Annotated in this window: 20 protein-coding genes and 1 riboswitch; of the genes, 10 read left to right on the top strand and 10 right to left on the bottom strand. The window is 63.8% G+C overall.

What is annotated here, in order from left to right; translation table 11 throughout:
- The first annotated feature begins 51 nt into the window (after window positions 1–51).
- Together U4Y90_RS17270 and U4Y90_RS17265 are read left to right on the top strand one after the other, a co-directional pair.
- Window positions 52–1266, top strand: a complete 1215-nt coding sequence (locus U4Y90_RS17270; protein ID WP_321796258.1) for a cyclopropane-fatty-acyl-phospholipid synthase family protein — start codon at window positions 52–54, stop codon at window positions 1264–1266.
- Complete coding sequence (locus U4Y90_RS17265; RefSeq protein WP_321796441.1) at window positions 1263–2354, top strand: DUF72 domain-containing protein; 1092 nt, start codon at window positions 1263–1265, stop codon at window positions 2352–2354. Before U4Y90_RS17270 ends, U4Y90_RS17265 begins: the two co-directional genes overlap by 4 nt.
- A 7-nt stretch (window positions 2355–2361) precedes the next feature.
- Here U4Y90_RS17265 and msrA read toward each other — a convergent pair whose 3' ends face one another.
- The gene (gene msrA / locus U4Y90_RS17260) at window positions 2362–2931 is read right to left on the bottom strand and encodes a peptide-methionine (S)-S-oxide reductase MsrA (RefSeq protein WP_321796257.1); all 570 of its coding nucleotides are present in this window, start codon (window positions 2929–2931) and stop codon (window positions 2362–2364) included.
- A 324-nt stretch (window positions 2932–3255) separates the two neighbouring features.
- On the opposite strand from msrA, the gene U4Y90_RS17255 reads away from it, so the two are divergent.
- Entirely contained in the window at window positions 3256–3768 is a 513-nt protein-coding gene (locus U4Y90_RS17255; RefSeq protein ID WP_321796256.1) for a flavin reductase family protein, read from the top strand.
- Between the two features lie 5 nt (window positions 3769–3773).
- Here U4Y90_RS17255 and U4Y90_RS17250 read toward each other — a convergent pair whose 3' ends face one another.
- Entirely contained in the window at window positions 3774–4280 is a 507-nt protein-coding gene (locus U4Y90_RS17250; protein WP_321796254.1) for an Lrp/AsnC family transcriptional regulator, read from the bottom strand.
- A gap of 133 nt (window positions 4281–4413) precedes the next feature.
- On the opposite strand from U4Y90_RS17250, the gene kynB reads away from it, so the two are divergent.
- Genes kynB through kynA form a run of 3 tightly spaced genes read left to right on the top strand, consistent with a single transcriptional unit; the run spans window position 4414 to window position 7197 of the window.
- A complete protein-coding gene (gene kynB / locus U4Y90_RS17245) occupies window positions 4414–5040 on the top strand; it encodes an arylformamidase (protein ID WP_321796253.1) in 627 nt (208 codons plus the stop codon).
- Window positions 5041–5066: 26 nt separating this feature from the next.
- A complete protein-coding gene (gene kynU, locus U4Y90_RS17240) occupies window positions 5067–6317 on the top strand; it encodes a kynureninase (RefSeq protein ID WP_321796252.1) in 1251 nt (416 codons plus the stop codon).
- Between the two features lie 13 nt (window positions 6318–6330).
- Window positions 6331–7197 (top strand): tryptophan 2,3-dioxygenase, encoded by an 867-nt coding sequence (gene kynA, locus U4Y90_RS17235; protein WP_321796251.1) that lies wholly within the window; start codon window positions 6331–6333, stop codon window positions 7195–7197.
- A 4-nt stretch (window positions 7198–7201) separates the two neighbouring features.
- On the opposite strand, the gene U4Y90_RS17230 is transcribed toward kynA, so the two are convergent.
- Window positions 7202–7990, bottom strand: coding sequence for an IclR family transcriptional regulator (locus tag U4Y90_RS17230; protein WP_321796250.1), 789 nt, complete (start codon window positions 7988–7990; stop codon window positions 7202–7204).
- Between the two features lie 142 nt (window positions 7991–8132).
- Between U4Y90_RS17230 and U4Y90_RS17225 the strand changes: the two genes are divergently transcribed.
- The 4 genes from U4Y90_RS17225 (at window position 8133) to U4Y90_RS17210 (ending at window position 10984) form a co-directional block, all read left to right on the top strand.
- Window positions 8133–9323, top strand: coding sequence for an acyl-CoA dehydrogenase (locus U4Y90_RS17225; protein WP_321796249.1), 1191 nt, complete (start codon window positions 8133–8135; stop codon window positions 9321–9323).
- 279 nt (window positions 9324–9602) lie between these two features.
- Window positions 9603–9905 carry a DUF883 family protein gene (locus U4Y90_RS17220; RefSeq protein WP_008342781.1) on the top strand — a complete coding sequence of 101 codons (303 nt, stop codon included), beginning with the start codon at window positions 9603–9605 and terminating at the stop codon, window positions 9903–9905.
- A gap of 176 nt (window positions 9906–10081) precedes the next feature.
- The gene (locus tag U4Y90_RS17215; RefSeq protein ID WP_321796439.1) at window positions 10082–10462 is read left to right on the top strand and encodes a phage holin family protein; all 381 of its coding nucleotides are present in this window, start codon (window positions 10082–10084) and stop codon (window positions 10460–10462) included.
- A 21-nt stretch (window positions 10463–10483) separates the two neighbouring features.
- Window positions 10484–10984: a DUF3318 domain-containing protein gene (locus U4Y90_RS17210; RefSeq protein WP_321796247.1), complete on the top strand. Its 501-nt coding sequence runs from the start codon at window positions 10484–10486 to the stop codon at window positions 10982–10984.
- Window positions 10985–10994: 10 nt separating this feature from the next.
- Here U4Y90_RS17210 and U4Y90_RS17205 read toward each other — a convergent pair whose 3' ends face one another.
- From U4Y90_RS17205 to glyA, 7 genes are all read right to left on the bottom strand, one after another.
- Entirely contained in the window at window positions 10995–11447 is a 453-nt protein-coding gene (locus U4Y90_RS17205; protein ID WP_321796246.1) for a type IV pilin protein, read from the bottom strand.
- An 8-nt stretch (window positions 11448–11455) separates the two neighbouring features.
- The gene (locus U4Y90_RS17200; RefSeq protein ID WP_321796245.1) at window positions 11456–11938 is read right to left on the bottom strand and encodes a pilus assembly PilX N-terminal domain-containing protein; all 483 of its coding nucleotides are present in this window, start codon (window positions 11936–11938) and stop codon (window positions 11456–11458) included.
- Window positions 11935–12723, bottom strand: coding sequence for a PilW family protein (locus U4Y90_RS17195; RefSeq protein ID WP_321796243.1), 789 nt, complete (start codon window positions 12721–12723; stop codon window positions 11935–11937). Before U4Y90_RS17195 ends, U4Y90_RS17200 begins: the two co-directional genes overlap by 4 nt.
- On the bottom strand, window positions 12720–13103 hold the full coding sequence (locus U4Y90_RS17190; RefSeq protein ID WP_321796241.1) for a prepilin-type N-terminal cleavage/methylation domain-containing protein: 384 nt from the start codon (window positions 13101–13103) through the stop codon (window positions 12720–12722). The genes U4Y90_RS17195 and U4Y90_RS17190 overlap by 4 nt, the downstream gene beginning before the upstream one ends.
- Window positions 13100–13648, bottom strand: coding sequence for a GspH/FimT family pseudopilin (locus tag U4Y90_RS17185; RefSeq protein ID WP_321796239.1), 549 nt, complete (start codon window positions 13646–13648; stop codon window positions 13100–13102). The genes U4Y90_RS17190 and U4Y90_RS17185 overlap by 4 nt, the downstream gene beginning before the upstream one ends.
- A 159-nt stretch (window positions 13649–13807) precedes the next feature.
- Window positions 13808–14290, bottom strand: a complete 483-nt coding sequence (gene nrdR / locus U4Y90_RS17180) for a transcriptional regulator NrdR (RefSeq protein ID WP_321796238.1) — start codon at window positions 14288–14290, stop codon at window positions 13808–13810.
- 18 nt (window positions 14291–14308) lie between these two features.
- The gene (gene glyA / locus U4Y90_RS17175) at window positions 14309–15556 is read right to left on the bottom strand and encodes a serine hydroxymethyltransferase (protein WP_321796237.1); all 1248 of its coding nucleotides are present in this window, start codon (window positions 15554–15556) and stop codon (window positions 14309–14311) included.
- Between the two features lie 166 nt (window positions 15557–15722).
- Window positions 15723–15821, bottom strand: a riboswitch (ZMP/ZTP riboswitch).
- Window positions 15822–15847: the final 26 nt, after the last annotated feature.

Genomic DNA, 15847 nt, shown 5'->3' with positions numbered 1-15847 from the left:
ACATGGAGGCGCGAGCCTTCTCTTGATTTCATCTAGCGCGGAGAAACAAGCATGTTCTGGGAGAAGAAGCTGACGCAGTGGGTTGAGGAAGTGCGCGCCCGGGCGAACCTGCCCGCCCGGCTCGTGCTTTGGGATGGCCAGCAGCACGACTTCGGCCAGTTCGCCGCGCCTCAGGTGACGCTGCACGTGAAGAGCGCGACTGCGCTGCCCTATCTGCTCGAACCGAGTCTCGACAATCTCGGTGAAGCCTACGTGAAGGGCAAGATCGACATCGAGGGCAAGCTCTCCGACATCATCAACATCAGCTATTCGCTCGCGAAGAGCACGGTGACGAGCGCAAGCAAGCTCGCCCGCGTGCGACGTTACTTCAATCACTCGAAGACGTCGGACAAGAAAGCCATTCAGTACCACTACGATGTGTCGAACGAGTTCTATCGGCTCTGGCTCGACAAGAACATGGTGTACTCCTGCGCGTACTTCGAGAACGGCGATGAAGACATCGACACCGCGCAGTTGAAGAAAATCGACCACATTCTGACGAAAATTCAGCTTCAACCGGGACAGCGCCTGCTCGACATCGGCTGCGGCTGGGGCGCGCTCGTGATTCGCGCGGCGCAGAACTTCGGCGCGAAGTGCGTCGGCGTCACGCTGTCCGAGAATCAGTTCAAGCTCGCGACCGAGCGGGTGAAGGCGGCGGGCCTCGAAGGCCAGGTCGAAATCCGCTTGCAGGACTATCGCGATATACCGGGGCAGTTCGATCGCATCACGAGCGTCGGCATGTTCGAGCACGTCGGCCGCAAGAATCTGCCGGACTACTTCGCGAAAATCCGCGACCTGCTCGTCGATGACGGTATCGCGATGAACCACGGCATCACGTCGTCGGATGCCGACAGCGGCGAGACGTCGCTCGGCGGCGGCGAGTTCATCGACAAATACGTGTTCCCGGACGGCGAGCTGCCGCACATCGGCCTCGCGCTGGAAAGCATGCAGCGCGGCGGGCTGGAGGCGATCGACGTCGAAAGCCTGCGGCGGCACTACGCGCACACGCTCGACGTCTGGGCCGACCGGTTCGAAGCGAACGCCGAGGAGGCGAAAAAGCTCGTCGACGATGAGCATTTCCGCATCTGGCGCGTGTACCTCGCGGGCTGCGCGTACGCGTTCGAAAACGACGACGTGTCGATCTATCAGGTGGTCTGCCGCAAGGCGGGACGCAGTGCGACGACGCTGCCGTGGTCGCGGCGGTATATCTACGAGAAGGCGCTCTGAACCGCGATTCGAACCACCTCGAAACGGGCGAGCCGGAAGATCAGTTCGATCTCTTCGGCGAGCCCGCGCCCGTTTCGGCGGAACCTGGGAAGCCGCTGAAGCCACCCCGACAGCCCAAAGCGCGCGGCGTACTCCCCGCGCCGTTGCAGCCCGAACTCGAAGCCCTCGCAAAACGCCTGCCGGACGCGATCCATCTCGGCACATCGACATGGTCGTTTCCGGGCTGGCGCGGCATCGTTTACGGGGACGAATATTCGAACACGAAGCTCTCCCGCGACGGCCTCAGCGCCTACAGCGCGCATCCGCTTCTGAGAAGCGTGTCGATCGACCGCTCTTTTTACGCGCCGCTTTCGCTCGCCGACTATGCGCGCCACGCGTCGCAAGTGCCGGGGCATTTCCGCTTCATCGTGAAAGCGCCCGCTTCCGTCACCGATGCCTTCATCCGCGGCGAGCGCGGCACGCCAGATGCAGAGAATCCCGCGTTTCTGAACGCGCGAATCGCCATCGACGAATTCGTGACGCCGTGCATCGGCGGACTCGGGGCGAAAGCGGGCGCGCTCGTGTTTCAGTTCTCGCCGCTGCCCGACGCGATGATCGTCGAGCCGGCGCGCTTCATCGAGCGGCTGTCGGCGTTTCTGCAGGCGTTGCCGCCGCTCGAAGGCGAGTCATGCTATGCGGTCGAAATCCGCGACGCGGTCATGCTCACCCCGCGCTTCATCCGCGCGCTGCGCGAGGCGAACGTGCGCTATTGCATCGGCGTGCACGCGCGCATGCCGGACGTGCGGCGTCAGGCGAAGGCGCTCGCGTTGCTGGACGAAGACAAGCCGGGGCCGCTCATCGTGCGCTGGAGTCTGCACAGCGGCTTTCGCTATGAACAGGCGAAGGCCAGGTACGAGCCGTTCGACAAGATCGTCGACGAAGACCGCGACACGCACGAAGCGCTCGCCGAACTGGCCGCGCGATATGCCATCGCGGGCCAGCCGGTCGTGATCGCGGCGAACAACAAGGCCGAAGGGTCCGCGCCGCTCACCTGCTTCGAACTCGCACGCGGCATCGCGCAAGAGTGCGAGCGCGCGCGCAACGATTAGACGCGCATCACGCCTTCAGGCGATGCACGAACTTCTTGCGAAACTTCGCGACCTTCGGCCCGACGACCGCCGCGCAATAGCCCTGGTTCGGATGCTGCGCGAAGTAGTTCTGGTGATACGCCTCGGCGGGATAGTAATCGTCGTCGAGCGGCACGACCTGGGTGACGATCTTGCCGCCGTAGACATCCTCGCGCTCGAGTTCGTCGATGACTTCGAGCGCGATCTTGCGCTGCTCGTCCGAATGCGTGAAGACGGCCGAGCGATACTGCGTGCCCACATCGTTGCCCTGCCGGTTGAGCTGGGTCGGATCGTGCGTCGCGAAGAAGATCTCGAGAACGTCGCGATAACTGATGACGGACGGATCGAACACGACCTTCACCACTTCCGCGTGGCCAGTGTCGCCGCTGCAAACCTGCTCGTACGACGGATTCACCACTTTGCCGCCCGCATAGCCCGATTCGACCGACTCCACGCCCTGCACCGCGAGAAACACGGCTTCGGTGCACCAGAAACATCCTCCGCCGAGGGTCGCGGTCTCGGTTCTCGCCTGCTCGTTGTGCTGGTTGGACTGGGTCATAAGGCGCAACTCCTCATCAAGTGCATGCGGCCGTGCCGCGGATCATGCATATGGATGCGCCCGGCCGATTCTTCAATCATCCAGACGCGATGAGACGAGCTTACTGGGTTTGAACACGCGGCGCAGGAAGCATCACGAAGGCGGAAAACTTGCTGCCGGAATACGGGCATTTGGCGGCCTTCGGCTGCCGATTCCGATAGAATCGTCACAAATCTCCAGCTTTTACATGATTTCTGAAAAGGTTCTTCCGACTGAAGCGCGACGCGCGGCCGGCTCGGTAGCACACGACACACTCGACCGCCCATTTGCCTGCTCAACTGCCAAATGACCCGCGCCAAAAGCCCGAATTTCGACCCGACCGCGTTTCGCGCCGCGCTCGGCCAGTTTGCTACCGGCGTCACGGTCATCACGACGCGCACCGATTCCGGCCAGTTGATCGGCATCACCGCGAGCTCGTTCAACTCGGTGTCGCTCAATCCGCCGCTCGTGCTGTGGAGCCTCTCGACCAAATCGGCGTCGATGCCGGTGTTTCGCGCCAATAGCCACTACGTGGTGAACGTGCTCGCGGCATCGCAAATCGACTTGTGCAAGCGTTTCGCGACGGTCAAGGGCGACCGCTTCGCAGGCGTGTCGCACGCCGCCGGCGACACCGGCATGCCCGTGCTCGACGGCGCGCTCGCGTGGTTCGAATGCCACAATCGCAGCCGCTACGACGAAGGCGATCACGTGATCTTCGTCGGCGAAGTGGAGCGTTGCGGCGTGCGCGAAGACGCGGCGCAGGTCGCGCCGCTCGTCTTTCAGGCGGGCGGCTTCCACACGCTGGGGCCGCTCGAATAAGAAGCTCAGGGCGTGTGGTGGCTGCGCCCCGGCTGCTCGATCAGCGCAACCGGCACGCCCGCGTCGTCTTTCATCGTTTGAAGCACGATGTTCGAGCGGATGTCGATCACGCCGGGCGCCTTGTAGAGCTTCGAGAGAATGAAGTCGGAATAGTGCTTGAGGTTATGCGCGAGCACGCGCAGCACGTAGTGCGTGTCGCCGGTGACGACGAACGCGCCGACCACTTCGGGCCATTCGCGCACGGCGGCGGCGAACTTCTCATGCCAGTTTTCCTGATCGTTGCGCATCGACACGTGGACGAACGCTTCCAGTTCGATGCCGAGCCGCTCGCGGTCGAGGCACGCGCGATAGCTCGCGATCACCCCTTCCTCTTCCAATAGCCGCATTCGGCGCAAGCATGCCGACGGCGAGAGCGAGATGCGCTCCGCCAGGTCCAGGTTACTGATCCGTCCATCTTCCTGCAGTACCGCCAGAATTCGGCAATCCGTTGCATCGAGCGTGAATCCGGTCATTTTTGAGTCCCCTAGCCCGTTTCATCGAATTATGTTCTAAGCGCGACACTTTTGGGTGGTTATTTCGCAAGCACTTTTCGAGATGACACGACTATGATTTGACGCATCTCCACGCTTTCTGCTAAGGCGCGTCATGACGCTTCTGGACATTTCCCCGCCGATCGATCCCGCCACGCCCGTGTGGCCGGGCGACACGCCGGTCGGCATCGAGCGCGTGTGGCGCATGGAAGCGGGCTCGCCCGTCAACGTCGCCCGACTCACGCTTTCTCCGCACACCGGCGCACACGCCGACGCGCCGCTTCACTACGACGAGCACGGCCAGCCGATCGGCGCGGTTGCGCTCGATACGTACATCGGCGCGTGCCGGGTCGTGCACTGTATCGGCGCATCGCCGCTCGTGATGCCCGAGCACGTCGCCGCGCATCTCGACGGCATCCCCGCGCGCGTCCTGCTCCGCACGTATGCGCGCGCGCCGCTCGACGCGTGGGACCACGCCTTTGCCGCTGTCGCGCCGGAAACCATCGACCTGCTGGCCGAAAAAGGCGTGAAGCTCATCGGCATCGATACGCCTTCGCTCGACCCGCAAGACTCGAAGACGATGGACGCCCACAAGCGCATCCGCGCGCACGGCATGGCGATTCTCGAAGGCCTCGTGCTCGATTCCGCCGCGCCCGGCGATTACGAACTGATTGCGCTGCCACTCAAATTTTCGACGCTCGATGCGAGCCCCGTTCGCGCCGTCCTGCGTCCACTTTCCTGATGATCCTCAAATATATGGACTTTTCGATGAAACATCGTGACGAAGCCGCGGCGCTCGACCGCGACGATCCGCTACGCGCGCTGCGCGACCAGTTCGCGCTCGCCGACGGCGTGATCTATCTCGACGGCAATTCGCTCGGCGTACCGCCCAGAGCCGCCGCCACGCGCGCCGCCGACGTCATTGCCGCTGAATGGGGCGACGGCCTGATCCGCAGCTGGAACACGGCCGGCTGGTTCGCGCTGCCCAAGCGCCTCGGCAACAAGCTGGCGCCGCTGATCGGCGCTGACGCGGACGAAGTCGTCGTCACGGACACGATTTCCGCAAATCTCTTCAAAATTCTCTCGGCCGCGCTCAAGCTCGCGAACGAGCGCGATCCGAAGCGCCGCGTGATCGTCTCCGAACGTTCGAACTTCCCGACCGATCTGTATATCGCGCAAGGTTTGATCGAGCAACTGGATCGCGGCTACGAGCTGCGTCTCGTCGACGATCCCTCGGAGTTGCCGTCCGCCATCGACGAAACCACCGCCATCGCGATGATCACGCACGTCAACTACCGCACCGGCTACATGCACGACATGGCCGCGCTGACGGAGATGATCCATCGCGCGGGCGCGCTCGCCGTCTGGGATCTCGCGCATTCGGCGGGCGCGGTGCCGGTCGATCTGAACGGCGTCGGCGCGGACTACGCTGTCGGTTGCACGTACAAGTATCTGAACGGCGGACCCGGTTCGCCCGCGTTCGTGTGGGTGCCCAAGCGCCATCAGAACGCGTTCTCGCAGCCGCTTTCCGGCTGGTGGGGGCACAAGAAGCCGTTCGAGATGAACCCGGTGTATCGCCCGGACGACGGAATCGGCCGTTTTCTTTGCGGCACGCAACCGATCGTATCGATGTCGCTCGTCGAATGCGGTCTCGATGTCTTCCTGCAAACCGACATGCAGACGCTACGCCGCAAATCGCTCGCGTTGAGCGATCTGTTCATCAGGCTGGTCGAGGAGCGTTGCGGAGAATTCCCGCTTTCGCTCGCGACGCCGCGCGATCACGCGCAACGCGGCTCGCAGGCGAGCTTCGAGCATCCGCACGGCTATGAGGTGATGCAGGCGCTGATCGCGCGCGGCGTGATCGGCGATTATCGCGAGCCGCGCATCCTGCGCTTCGGCTTCACGCCGCTCTACACGCGCTTCGTCGACGTGTGGGACGCCGTCGAAATCCTGCGCGACGTGCTCGTCACCGAAGGCTGGCGCGCGCCCGAATTCGCCGAGCGCGCATCGGTGACCTGAGAGGAGCGTCGACATGAGCAACACACAAGGCTGCCCTTTTGGCCACGGCGCATCCGATGAAAACGGCTGGCACGACGCCAAGCTCGATTTCTCCGATTCGATGAGCTACGGCGACTATCTCGGCCTCGATTCGATCCTCAATGCGCAGCATCCGCTCTCGCCGGATCACAACGAGATGCTGTTCATCGTGCAGCATCAGACGAGCGAACTGTGGATGAAGCTCGCGCTCTACGAACTGCGCGCGGCGCTCGCGGCGGTGCATCGCGACGAGTTGCCGCCTGCGTTCAAGATGCTTGCGCGCGTGTCGCGCATCTTCGAGCAGCTGGTGCAGGCGTGGAACGTCCTCGCGACCATGACGCCGTCCGAATACACCGCGATGCGCCCATATCTCGGGCAGTCGTCCGGGTTTCAGTCGCATCAGTATCGGCAGATCGAGTTCATGCTCGGCAACAAGAACGAGCAGATGCTCAGGCCGCATGCGCATCGGCCGGAAATTCTCGACCAGGTGCGCGAGACGCTCGAAGCGCCCTCTTTCTACGACGAAGTGATCCGCCTGCTCGCCCGGCGCGGCTTCGCGATCGCCCCGGAACGCCTGAACCGCGACTGGACCCAGCCGACGACGCACGATCCATCGGTCGAGGCCGCGTGGCTTGCGGTGTATCGCGATCCGTCGCATCACTGGGATTTGTACGAGATGGCGGAGGAGCTCGTCGATCTGGAGGACGCGTTCCGGCAGTGGCGCTTCCGGCATGTGACGACGGTGGAGCGCATCATCGGCTTCAAGGGCGGTACGGGCGGCACCGCGGGTGCGTCGTACTTGCGCAAGATGCTCGACGTCGTGCTGTTTCCGGAGCTCTGGCACGTCCGGACGGTGCTCTGAAGCGTTACGCGAGCCGCGCGGCCAGCGCCTTCAGCTTCGGCCCGACGGTTTCGCGGAAATACGCCTCGTCCATCGACGACGCCGGCCCGCTGCTCGACAGCACGAGCCAGCGCCCGTTGCGCAGGTCGCGCAGCGGCGCGGCGATGGCGTTCACGTCGTCGTGCCATTCGCGAAACGAATAGCAGCAGCCGTCGCGCGCGTAATCCTCGATCGAGCGGCGCGCCGCATCGACTTTCTCTTCGCCTTCGCTCTTGCCGAGCTCCTCGAACAACGCCTCACGCGCCGCCGGCTCCTGCACGGCGAGATACGCGCGGCCCATCGAGCTTGTCAGCATCGACAGACGCGAGCCCGGCGCGAGGCCAAGCGTGAGCGCCGTCTCGCTGCGAATGGTTTCCAGATAGATCATGTCGAGCCCGTCACGGCAGCCGAGCGACACCGCCGCGCCGATCTCGCGCGCCATCGCCCGCATGTGCGGACGCGCGAGTTCCAGCGTGTCCGCGCCCGCGAGCAGCGTGAAGCCGAGCGACAGCACGCCCGTGTCGAGCGCGTATTTGCCCGCGGGTTCGTCGAAACGCAGATAGCCGAGCGTCGTCAGCGTGTAGGCGAGACGATTGACCGTCGCCTTCGGCAAACCCGTGCGTTCGACGAAATCCCGATTGCCGAGCAGCGTCTCGCCGGGACGGAACGCGCGCAGCAGATCGAGCCCGCGCGCGAGCGCGACGACGAACTTGCGCTCGTCGATCTCCTCGGACGATACATGGCGCAAGGAATTTCGGTTGGAATCTGTCGGCATCGGGTGATAGACTCAAGGCTGATTTGCAAAACATTGTTTCGCTTAGCGGAACTCATGTCAAGCGCCTCACGCGCCGGCCGATCGCATAGGCTTGTCGAACCGATCCGCTTCCGGCGCTTTTCGATGAAATCAGGAGATACACATGGCCGACGCCGCCCGTTTCAACTGGGAAGATCCGCTCTTGCTGGATCAGCAACTGACCGACGACGAACGCATGGTGCGCGAGGCCGCGCGCGCTTACGCGCAGGACAAGCTGCAGCCGCGCGTGATGCAGGCGTTTCGCGAGGAAAAGACCGATCCGGCGATCTTCCGCGAAATGGGTGAACTGGGCCTGCTCGGACCGACGATCCCCGAGCAGTACGGCGGCCCTGGGCTCAATTACGTCTGCTACGGCCTGATCGCGCGCGAAGTGGAGCGCGTGGATTCGGGCTACCGATCGATGATGTCCGTGCAGTCGTCGCTCGTGATGGTGCCGATCAACACGTTCGGCAGCGAAGCGCAAAAGGAAAAGTATCTGCCGAAGCTCGCGCGCGGCGAGTGGATAGGCTGCTTCGGCCTCACCGAGCCGAACGCCGGTTCCGATCCGGCCAGCATGACGACACGCGCGAAGAAGGTGCAGAACGGCTTTTCGCTGTCCGGCACGAAGATGTGGATCTCGAACTCGCCGATCGCGGACGTGTTCGTCGTCTGGGCGAAGCTGGAGGAGGACGGGCGTGACGAGATTCGCGGCTTCATCCTCGAAAAGGGCTGGAAGGGTCTGTCGGCGCCGGCGATTCACGGCAAGGTCGGCTTGCGCGCGTCGATCACCGGCGAAATCGTGATGGACGAAGTGTTCGTCCCCGAAGAAAACATGCTGCCGAACGTGCGTGGCCTCAAGGGTCCGTTCACTTGCCTGAACTCGGCGCGCTATGGCATTTCGTGGGGCGCGCTCGGCGCTGCGGAAGCGTGCTGGCACACGGCGCGGCAATACACGCTGGATCGCAAGCAGTTCGGCCGGCCGCTCGCGGCGAATCAACTGATTCAGAAAAAGCTCGCCGACATGCAGACTGAAATCACGCTCGGCCTGCAAGGCGTGCTGCGCCTCGGCCGCATGAAAGACGAAGGCACGGCGGCCGTCGAAATCACGTCGATCATGAAGCGCAATTCCTGCGGCAAGGCGCTCGACATCGCCCGGCTCGCGCGCGACATGCTCGGCGGCAACGGCATCTCCGATGAATTCGGCGTCGCGCGTCACCTCGTGAACCTCGAAGTGGTGAATACCTACGAAGGCACGCACGATATTCACGCGTTGATCCTCGGACGCGCGCAAACCGGAATTCAGGCGTTTTTCTAAACGAACTTCATTCACAACCGGAAGGGCCGGCGCTTTTGCGCCGGCCCTTTTGTTTTTTCGCTTCGCGGTTGTAATTTTCGATAAGCGCCTGAAACTTTTACGGGTCAGATCGAATCAATCCGGAACGATGTCGACGCACAGGCGAGGCAGCGGGCTGCGGCGCGGGGTCGCGCGAGTGGAACGAAATCTGCGTCGATTCGCGCGGCGGATTGCACGCCTCCTCGTCAGCGATCCCATCTTTGGTTACGATGCCCGTAGCCTTACCGATTGGAGCCATCAATGTCAGAAATCAATAAGGAGCGATTCATGTCGGATATCAAATCAGTACTCGCTGACGCCGAAGATCTCTTGAAGCAAGCGGCTACCGCTACCGGTGAGCGCGCTTCCGAATTGCGCGAGACCGCACTCACCCGTCTGAAGCAAGCGAAGGAAAAAGCCGCCGACGCGCAGGTCGTCGTGATCGAGCGAGGCAAGAAAGCCGCGCGCGCCACCGACGACTATGTGCACGAGCATCCTTGGGCGTCCATCGGCATTGCGGCGGGCATCGGCATGGTGATCGGCCTTCTGATCAACCGCAAGTAAGCAACGTCTCGCTCGATGGCCCGCAGATTGCTGACCAGCCTTCTGTCGCGGTCCCGCAGGACCGAACCGCGAGCGCCTTGCCCGGGCGCGCGGCTCGACACTCGCACCGGACGGCTGCTTCACGCGCCGGCCGGAATACAAAAAAGCGGCACCAACGCGCCTCTCGCATCCAAGCCATGACGACAGAACGGCCAACGCAGCAATCGTCCCCCGGACCATTGCGACGAATTCTGAGCTCCGCCTTCGCCATTTTCGAGACGCGCCTTGAACTCATCGGTATCGAGCTTCAGGAGGAAAAGGAGCGGCTGATCGGCGTGCTGTTCCTCGGACTCGCCTCGATGATGCTCGCGATGATGGCGCTCATCTCGCTGACGGTCTTGATCGCCATCTTCTTCTGGGACACGTATCGCTGGCAGGCGCTCGGCGGCATCACGTTGCTGTATGCACTGATCGCGCTTGCATGCGGCCTGCGCGCGCGCAGCAATTTGCGCGACGCGCCGAACATGTTCGACGAGACGCTCGCCGAATTCCGCAAAGACCGCGACACGTTCCGCTGATCCCCGCGCCCACACCAAGCCATGAGCCAACACGACGACACCTTCAAGACGCCCAGGCGCGACAAGTCGCAGACGCTGCGCACGCCGCACATGCGCGCGCTGCGCAAGGAACTGCTGATCGCCCGCGCCGATGTCGAGCGCATGGAACTGCGGCAAGCCACCTATGATCTGCGCGCGTCCGTCACGCATTTCAGTTTCCTGCGCTTCCTGATGCCGGGCGGAGGCAGATCACGCCGCTGGGGCCGGCGCGGCGCGTCGGCGGGCGGCATCGGCGCAATGCTCGGGTCGCTGCTCGGCTCCGGTAATGTCGGCATGCTGTTAAAACAGTATCCGGTCATCGGCTCGATCGTGTCGCTCGTCTTCACCAAACCGGTCAGAACGAAGCTGTTGCGCAGCGCGAAGCCCGTGCTCAAATGGGGTGGACTTGCTCTCGCCGGATGGGAAGGCTGGCGCATCTATCAGCAGATGAAGAGCACTGCGCCGGAAACCTCCAGCGACGCCGCCGATCCCACCGTATTCTGAGCGCGCGAGATCAAGCCTTTCCCGCCCAGCAGGACGCCGACTGTGCCGCATCGAGCGGCGTGGTCGCGCCGGGCGGACGATTCCAGCGTAGCCCGGTTGCATCGATGACGAACACGCCGCACGCATCGTCCTGCATTGCTCCCGGCACGATGGGCACGGCTTCGACGGCATAGCCGCCGTTCGTCGACGATTCCGGCAGCACGGCCACGCTGTACACAGCCGCCCCGCTCGCAGGCGCCCGATCGAGACCGGCGCCGAGCGCGATGGCGTCGCCGCTCGCCGGATTCTGGGCGAGCCGCGTCGTTTCGACGAACTGAACCGCGCGCATCAACGCGGACGCGGCATCGAGCCGGTGCGCCTTCACCACATGCGTTCGATACGCTGGAACGGCGAACGTCGCGATGATCGCGGCGACGCCCAGCGCGATCATCAGTTCAAGCAGACTGAATCCCTTTTCGTTCATGACGATCCTCAAAACGGCCTGGCGACGACGCGCCGCCAGTGTTGCGCGCTCGCGCCCTCGGCGATATCGATCCGAAGCTGCAGCCACGCTTCGGACTCTGCTGTCGCGCCGAAACCCCGCGCCGTGATCAGATACGACGTATCTGCCCACGATTCGATCAGGCATTGCGGTGCGCGGCGCGCATACGGCCACGACGCGAACGGCGTGATCGCCGCAGCCGACGGCCCTTCGAACGAAGCCTTCGCGCGCCATCGCGACGGTTCATCCTTCGACTGGGGAATCGACGGCAGTGCGAGGTCGAGCATCCGGCTGCATCGGATCAACGCGCTGTCCGCCGCATGAAACGCCTGCACGCGCTCGCGCGCGGCGATGGTCGTGCGCGCCGCCACCAGCGATGTCTGCAACCATGCGCCCGTGGTGATCAGCATCATCGCGGCGAGGATCAGGACGATCAGCAACGTGGCCCCGCGTGTCGGCGAACGTCGCTTCATCGCGCGCCTCCGGATTGCATCGCCGGCGAATTGCGTATCGCGACGCGCCGCCAGAAGGCCTGGCGAGCGCGGCCGTCCTCGGCGTAAGCAGTCGCACCGCTGCAATCGACGTAGCTCGTTTTGCGCTTGGCGTGTGTGGTAAAGCCGCGCACGAGGACGCAAATCTCGGCCGCGTAGGCGTCGCGCCAGCGTTCGCGCGGGATGGCCGAAGCATCCGATGCCGATGGCGAGCCCGCCAGCCAGTACATGACGCGGATCCGCTCGATGCCTTCGACGATCGGCTGCGCCTGTCTGCCGCCGCCCTCGCAGTACAACTCGGGCTCGCCGGTCGAACCGCTGAGCTTCGCATGGAAGCGATTCGTGACGACGGTGTCGGCGACGGCCTGGCCGAGGCAGTCCGTCGGAGCGCCTGCGCTGGTCGGCCAGGTGGACACGGTGTCGGCGACATAGCGAACCTGCAGCCCGTCCGCATGACTGGCAAGCGACTCGCACGACGGCGCCGAGTCCGCACCGACGACGCGGCCTTGCGCGCAGCCGAACAACGATGCGTCGACATTCACGTCCCGGCTCGAGGTGAATCCTGCCATCTGAATCTGCTGGCCGAGCATGTCCAGCGCGACGGACGCGGCGTCGTGAATGCGCGCGGTTTCCGCGGCAAGATCGAACGCAGCGCGCTGTCCGCGATAGAGCGACAGCGACGCGGTCACGATCAGCATGCCGAGTGCGAGCGCGATCGACATTTCCAGCAGCGTATGGCCGCGCGACGAGAGCAGGCGTGACGTCATCGCGCGAACGCCACCGCGATGCATGACGTGAGCGGTCTCGCCTGCGCCTCGGGACACGGATCGGACCGGTCTTCCGCGCGCCAGCTCACCGTCGCGATGCGCAAGCCATCGGCGCGATCGAATACCGCGACATCGCCCGACGGCAGCACTGACGCAGCCCTGCTCTGCCATAGCGACACGATCGCCGCACGGTCCGCATTGCCGCCGATGCCTTCCACTACCGAATCCGCGATGAGCGCCGCGCGTTCCCGCATCAACGCGGCTCGTTCGCCGCGCGCGAGCGCGCTTTGCACCGCGATAAGACCGAGCGCCGTAACCGCCGTGAGCGTGAGCGCGATCATCACTTCGATTAGCGAATCGCCTCGTTGAGCGTCCTTCATGCCGATGCTCCACAACTGCCCTGAGTCATCCGTGCGCGGCCGCCCGCCGCGAGCCGAATGCATCGCCGCGCCTCCGGACTCGCAGCGGGATCGGCGCCGCGCGGGCCGAAATCGAAGCTGCGAAATCCGCCGATCACCTGCCCCGAGGGCGGCGTGAACGAAAGCTCTGTCGACGCCCCGGCGATCGATACCGAGGTCATCGGCGGCTGCATGCGAAGGAGCGTCGAAACGCCGTCGCGATCGACGAAGACGCCCCATCCGCACGACCAGTCCGTGACGCCGCTCTCGCAACTTCGCCCTGACTGTAGGCAATGGCGCGACGCATCGATTCTGCACAGCGTGACGCGCGCTCCGCGCCTGACGGCTTCGGCCCGCGCCAACGACAACGTGGAGAAGAGCGAGCGCGCCCGCGCGTCGACGTGATCGCGCGTCCGCCACGCGACGAACGACGGCGCGGCGAACGTCGCGAGAATCGCCATCACGGCGAGCACCACGCACAGTTCGACGAGCGTGAAACCTTGACTTGATGTACGGATCATCTGCATGCCTTATCGATCGGACCGAGCCGAAAAGCTCAATCTAGCGATAAGGAACGCGCGCCGCCATTAGCCGAATGGCCGAGTGTTCATGTCATCCGATGCCCCGCACACTGCGCGAGCGAATGGCAGGAAATCAGGCTTGGGAGGAAAACGATGCGAAAAGGATCAGCGCTTGCGCGAACTCGATTTCTTCGGCACGGCGCGCCGGAATTCGTCGAGCACGTCTTCGAACTCGGAGACGTCTTCGAAACGCTTGTAGACGGAGGCGAAACGCACGTAGGCGATGGTGTCGAGCTGTCGCAGTTCGTTCATGACGAGCTCGCCGAGCCGCTCGCTCTGCACTTCGCGCTCGCCGCTGCCGAGCAGTTGATATTCGATGCGGGACGCGGCGGCATCGATCGCATCGGCTGCAACCGGGCGCTTTCTCAGCGCAAGCTGCATGCTCGCGACGATCTTGCGGCGGTCGAATTCCGTGCGGCTGCCGTCCTTCTTGACGACGGTAGGCAGCGCCAGTTCGACGCGCTCATACGTCGTGAAACGCTTGTCGCACGCGGGACAGCGCCGCCGCCGCCGGATGGCCGCGCCATCCTCCGACACGCGAGAATCCACGACCTGGGTATCTTCGTGTCGGCAGAATGGGCAGCGCATCGGTGTCGGGCTCGCGGATTAACGGTAGACCGGGAAACGCTTGGTCAGATCGGCCACTTGCTCGCGTACACGCGCGAGAGTCGCCTGGTCTTCCGGATTGTCGAGCACATCGGCGATGAGATTGCCGACGATCTCCGCTTCCTTCGTGCCGAAGCCGCGCGTGGTCATCGCGGGCGAGCCGAGGCGCACGCCGCTCGTGACGAACGGCTTTTCCGGATCGTTCGGGATCGCATTCTTGTTGACCGTGATGTGCGCGGCGCCGAGCGCGGCCTCCGCGGCCTTGCCGGTGATCTTCTTCGCGCGCAGGTCGACGAGCATCACGTGGCTTTCCGTGCGGCCCGACACGATGCGCAATCCGCGCTTCACGAGCGTTTCGGCGAGCACGCGCGCGTTGTCGACCACGTTTTGCTGATACGTCTTGAATTCCGGCGACAGCGCTTCCTTGAACGCGACGGCCTTCGCGGCAATCACGTGCATGAGCGGGCCGCCCTGAATGCCCGGGAAGATCGCCGAGTTGATCTGCTTTTCGAACTCGGCCTTCATCAGGATGACGCCGCCGCGCGGGCCGCGCAGGCTCTTGTGCGTGGTCGTCGTGACGAAATCGGCGTGCGGCACTGGGTTCGGATACACGCCAGCGGCAACGAGACCGGCGTAGTGCGCCATGTCGACCATGAAGTAAGCGCCGACGCTCTTCGCGATCTTCGACAGACGCTCGAAATCGATCTTCAGTGCGAATGCCGACGCGCCCGCAACGATCAGCTTGGGCTTGTGCTCCTTGGCGAGCGCTTCGGTCTTTTCGTAGTCGATGTCTTCGGCTTCGTTCAGGCCGTAGCTCACGACGTTGAACCATTTGCCCGACATGTTGACCGGCGAGCCGTGCGTCAGGTGACCGCCTTCGGCGAGGCTCATGCCCATGATGGTATCGCCCGGCTTGAGCACCGCGAAGAACACGCCCTGATTGGCCTGCGAGCCGGAGTTCGGCTGGACGTTCGCGGCCTCGGCGCCGAAGAGCTGTTTCACGCGATCGATCGCGAGCTGCTCGACGATGTCGACGTATTCGCAGCCGCCGTAGTAGCGCTTGCCCGGATAGCCTTCGGCGTACTTATTCGTGAGTTGCGAGCCCTGCGCGGCCATCACCGCGGGGCTCGTGTAGTTTTCCGACGCGATCAGCTCGATGTGATCTTCCTGGCGGCGGTTTTCCTGCTCGATCGCCTTGAGCAGTTCGGGATCGACATTGGCGAGGGTACTTTCGGCTCTGTCAAACATACGTTTTCCGTGAGATCAAAACAGGTTGACCGGATCGCGCGTGCGCCACGTTCGAAGCAGACGCAAAAGACGCTGGAAACCAATGGAGTCCAGGCGCGACGGATGGAGAATGAATCCGGCTTCGCGGAACGGACAGCCACCGGCAACGCAGCGACGGCGTGCGGATCTCAGCTGCCCAGGCGAACGGCAAAACGACGCTCCGCGCTTCCTGGTGGGTCGCTCCACCTTGAATCCGAAGATTCTATCGCCAGTCACGCGGGGTTTGAGCGTTGTAGTGTAATGGGCGGCCAT

This window comes from Caballeronia sp. J97 (assembly GCF_905220305.1).
GTDB lineage: Bacteria > Pseudomonadota > Gammaproteobacteria > Burkholderiales > Burkholderiaceae > Caballeronia.
The sequence above is the reverse complement of the archived record's forward strand: the minus strand, read 5'-3'. Positions and strand labels throughout refer to the sequence as shown.

Coding starts and splice junctions, on each gene's coding strand:
- kynB (WP_321796253.1), top strand. CDS start 4,414: ATGACGCTTCTGGACATTTCCCCGCCGATCGATCCCGCCACGCCCGTG.
- kynA (WP_321796251.1), top strand. CDS start 6,331: ATGAGCAACACACAAGGCTGCCCTTTTGGCCACGGCGCATCCGATGAA.
- glyA (WP_321796237.1), bottom strand. CDS start 15,556: ATGTTTGACAGAGCCGAAAGTACCCTCGCCAATGTCGATCCCGAACTG.
- U4Y90_RS17215 (WP_321796439.1), top strand. CDS start 10,082: ATGACGACAGAACGGCCAACGCAGCAATCGTCCCCCGGACCATTGCGA.
- U4Y90_RS17255 (WP_321796256.1), top strand. CDS start 3,256: ATGACCCGCGCCAAAAGCCCGAATTTCGACCCGACCGCGTTTCGCGCC.
- U4Y90_RS17220 (WP_008342781.1), top strand. CDS start 9,603: ATGTCAGAAATCAATAAGGAGCGATTCATGTCGGATATCAAATCAGTA.
- U4Y90_RS17185 (WP_321796239.1), bottom strand. CDS start 13,648: ATGCAGATGATCCGTACATCAAGTCAAGGTTTCACGCTCGTCGAACTG.
- kynU (WP_321796252.1), top strand. CDS start 5,067: ATGAAACATCGTGACGAAGCCGCGGCGCTCGACCGCGACGATCCGCTA.
- U4Y90_RS17270 (WP_321796258.1), top strand. CDS start 52: ATGTTCTGGGAGAAGAAGCTGACGCAGTGGGTTGAGGAAGTGCGCGCC.
- U4Y90_RS17210 (WP_321796247.1), top strand. CDS start 10,484: ATGAGCCAACACGACGACACCTTCAAGACGCCCAGGCGCGACAAGTCG.
- U4Y90_RS17195 (WP_321796243.1), bottom strand. CDS start 12,723: ATGACGTCACGCCTGCTCTCGTCGCGCGGCCATACGCTGCTGGAAATG.
- U4Y90_RS17190 (WP_321796241.1), bottom strand. CDS start 13,103: ATGAAGGACGCTCAACGAGGCGATTCGCTAATCGAAGTGATGATCGCG.
- nrdR (WP_321796238.1), bottom strand. CDS start 14,290: ATGCGCTGCCCATTCTGCCGACACGAAGATACCCAGGTCGTGGATTCT.
- U4Y90_RS17225 (WP_321796249.1), top strand. CDS start 8,133: ATGGCCGACGCCGCCCGTTTCAACTGGGAAGATCCGCTCTTGCTGGAT.
- U4Y90_RS17250 (WP_321796254.1), bottom strand. CDS start 4,280: ATGACCGGATTCACGCTCGATGCAACGGATTGCCGAATTCTGGCGGTA.
- U4Y90_RS17200 (WP_321796245.1), bottom strand. CDS start 11,938: ATGAAGCGACGTTCGCCGACACGCGGGGCCACGTTGCTGATCGTCCTG.
- U4Y90_RS17205 (WP_321796246.1), bottom strand. CDS start 11,447: ATGAACGAAAAGGGATTCAGTCTGCTTGAACTGATGATCGCGCTGGGC.
- msrA (WP_321796257.1), bottom strand. CDS start 2,931: ATGACCCAGTCCAACCAGCACAACGAGCAGGCGAGAACCGAGACCGCG.
- U4Y90_RS17230 (WP_321796250.1), bottom strand. CDS start 7,990: ATGCCGACAGATTCCAACCGAAATTCCTTGCGCCATGTATCGTCCGAG.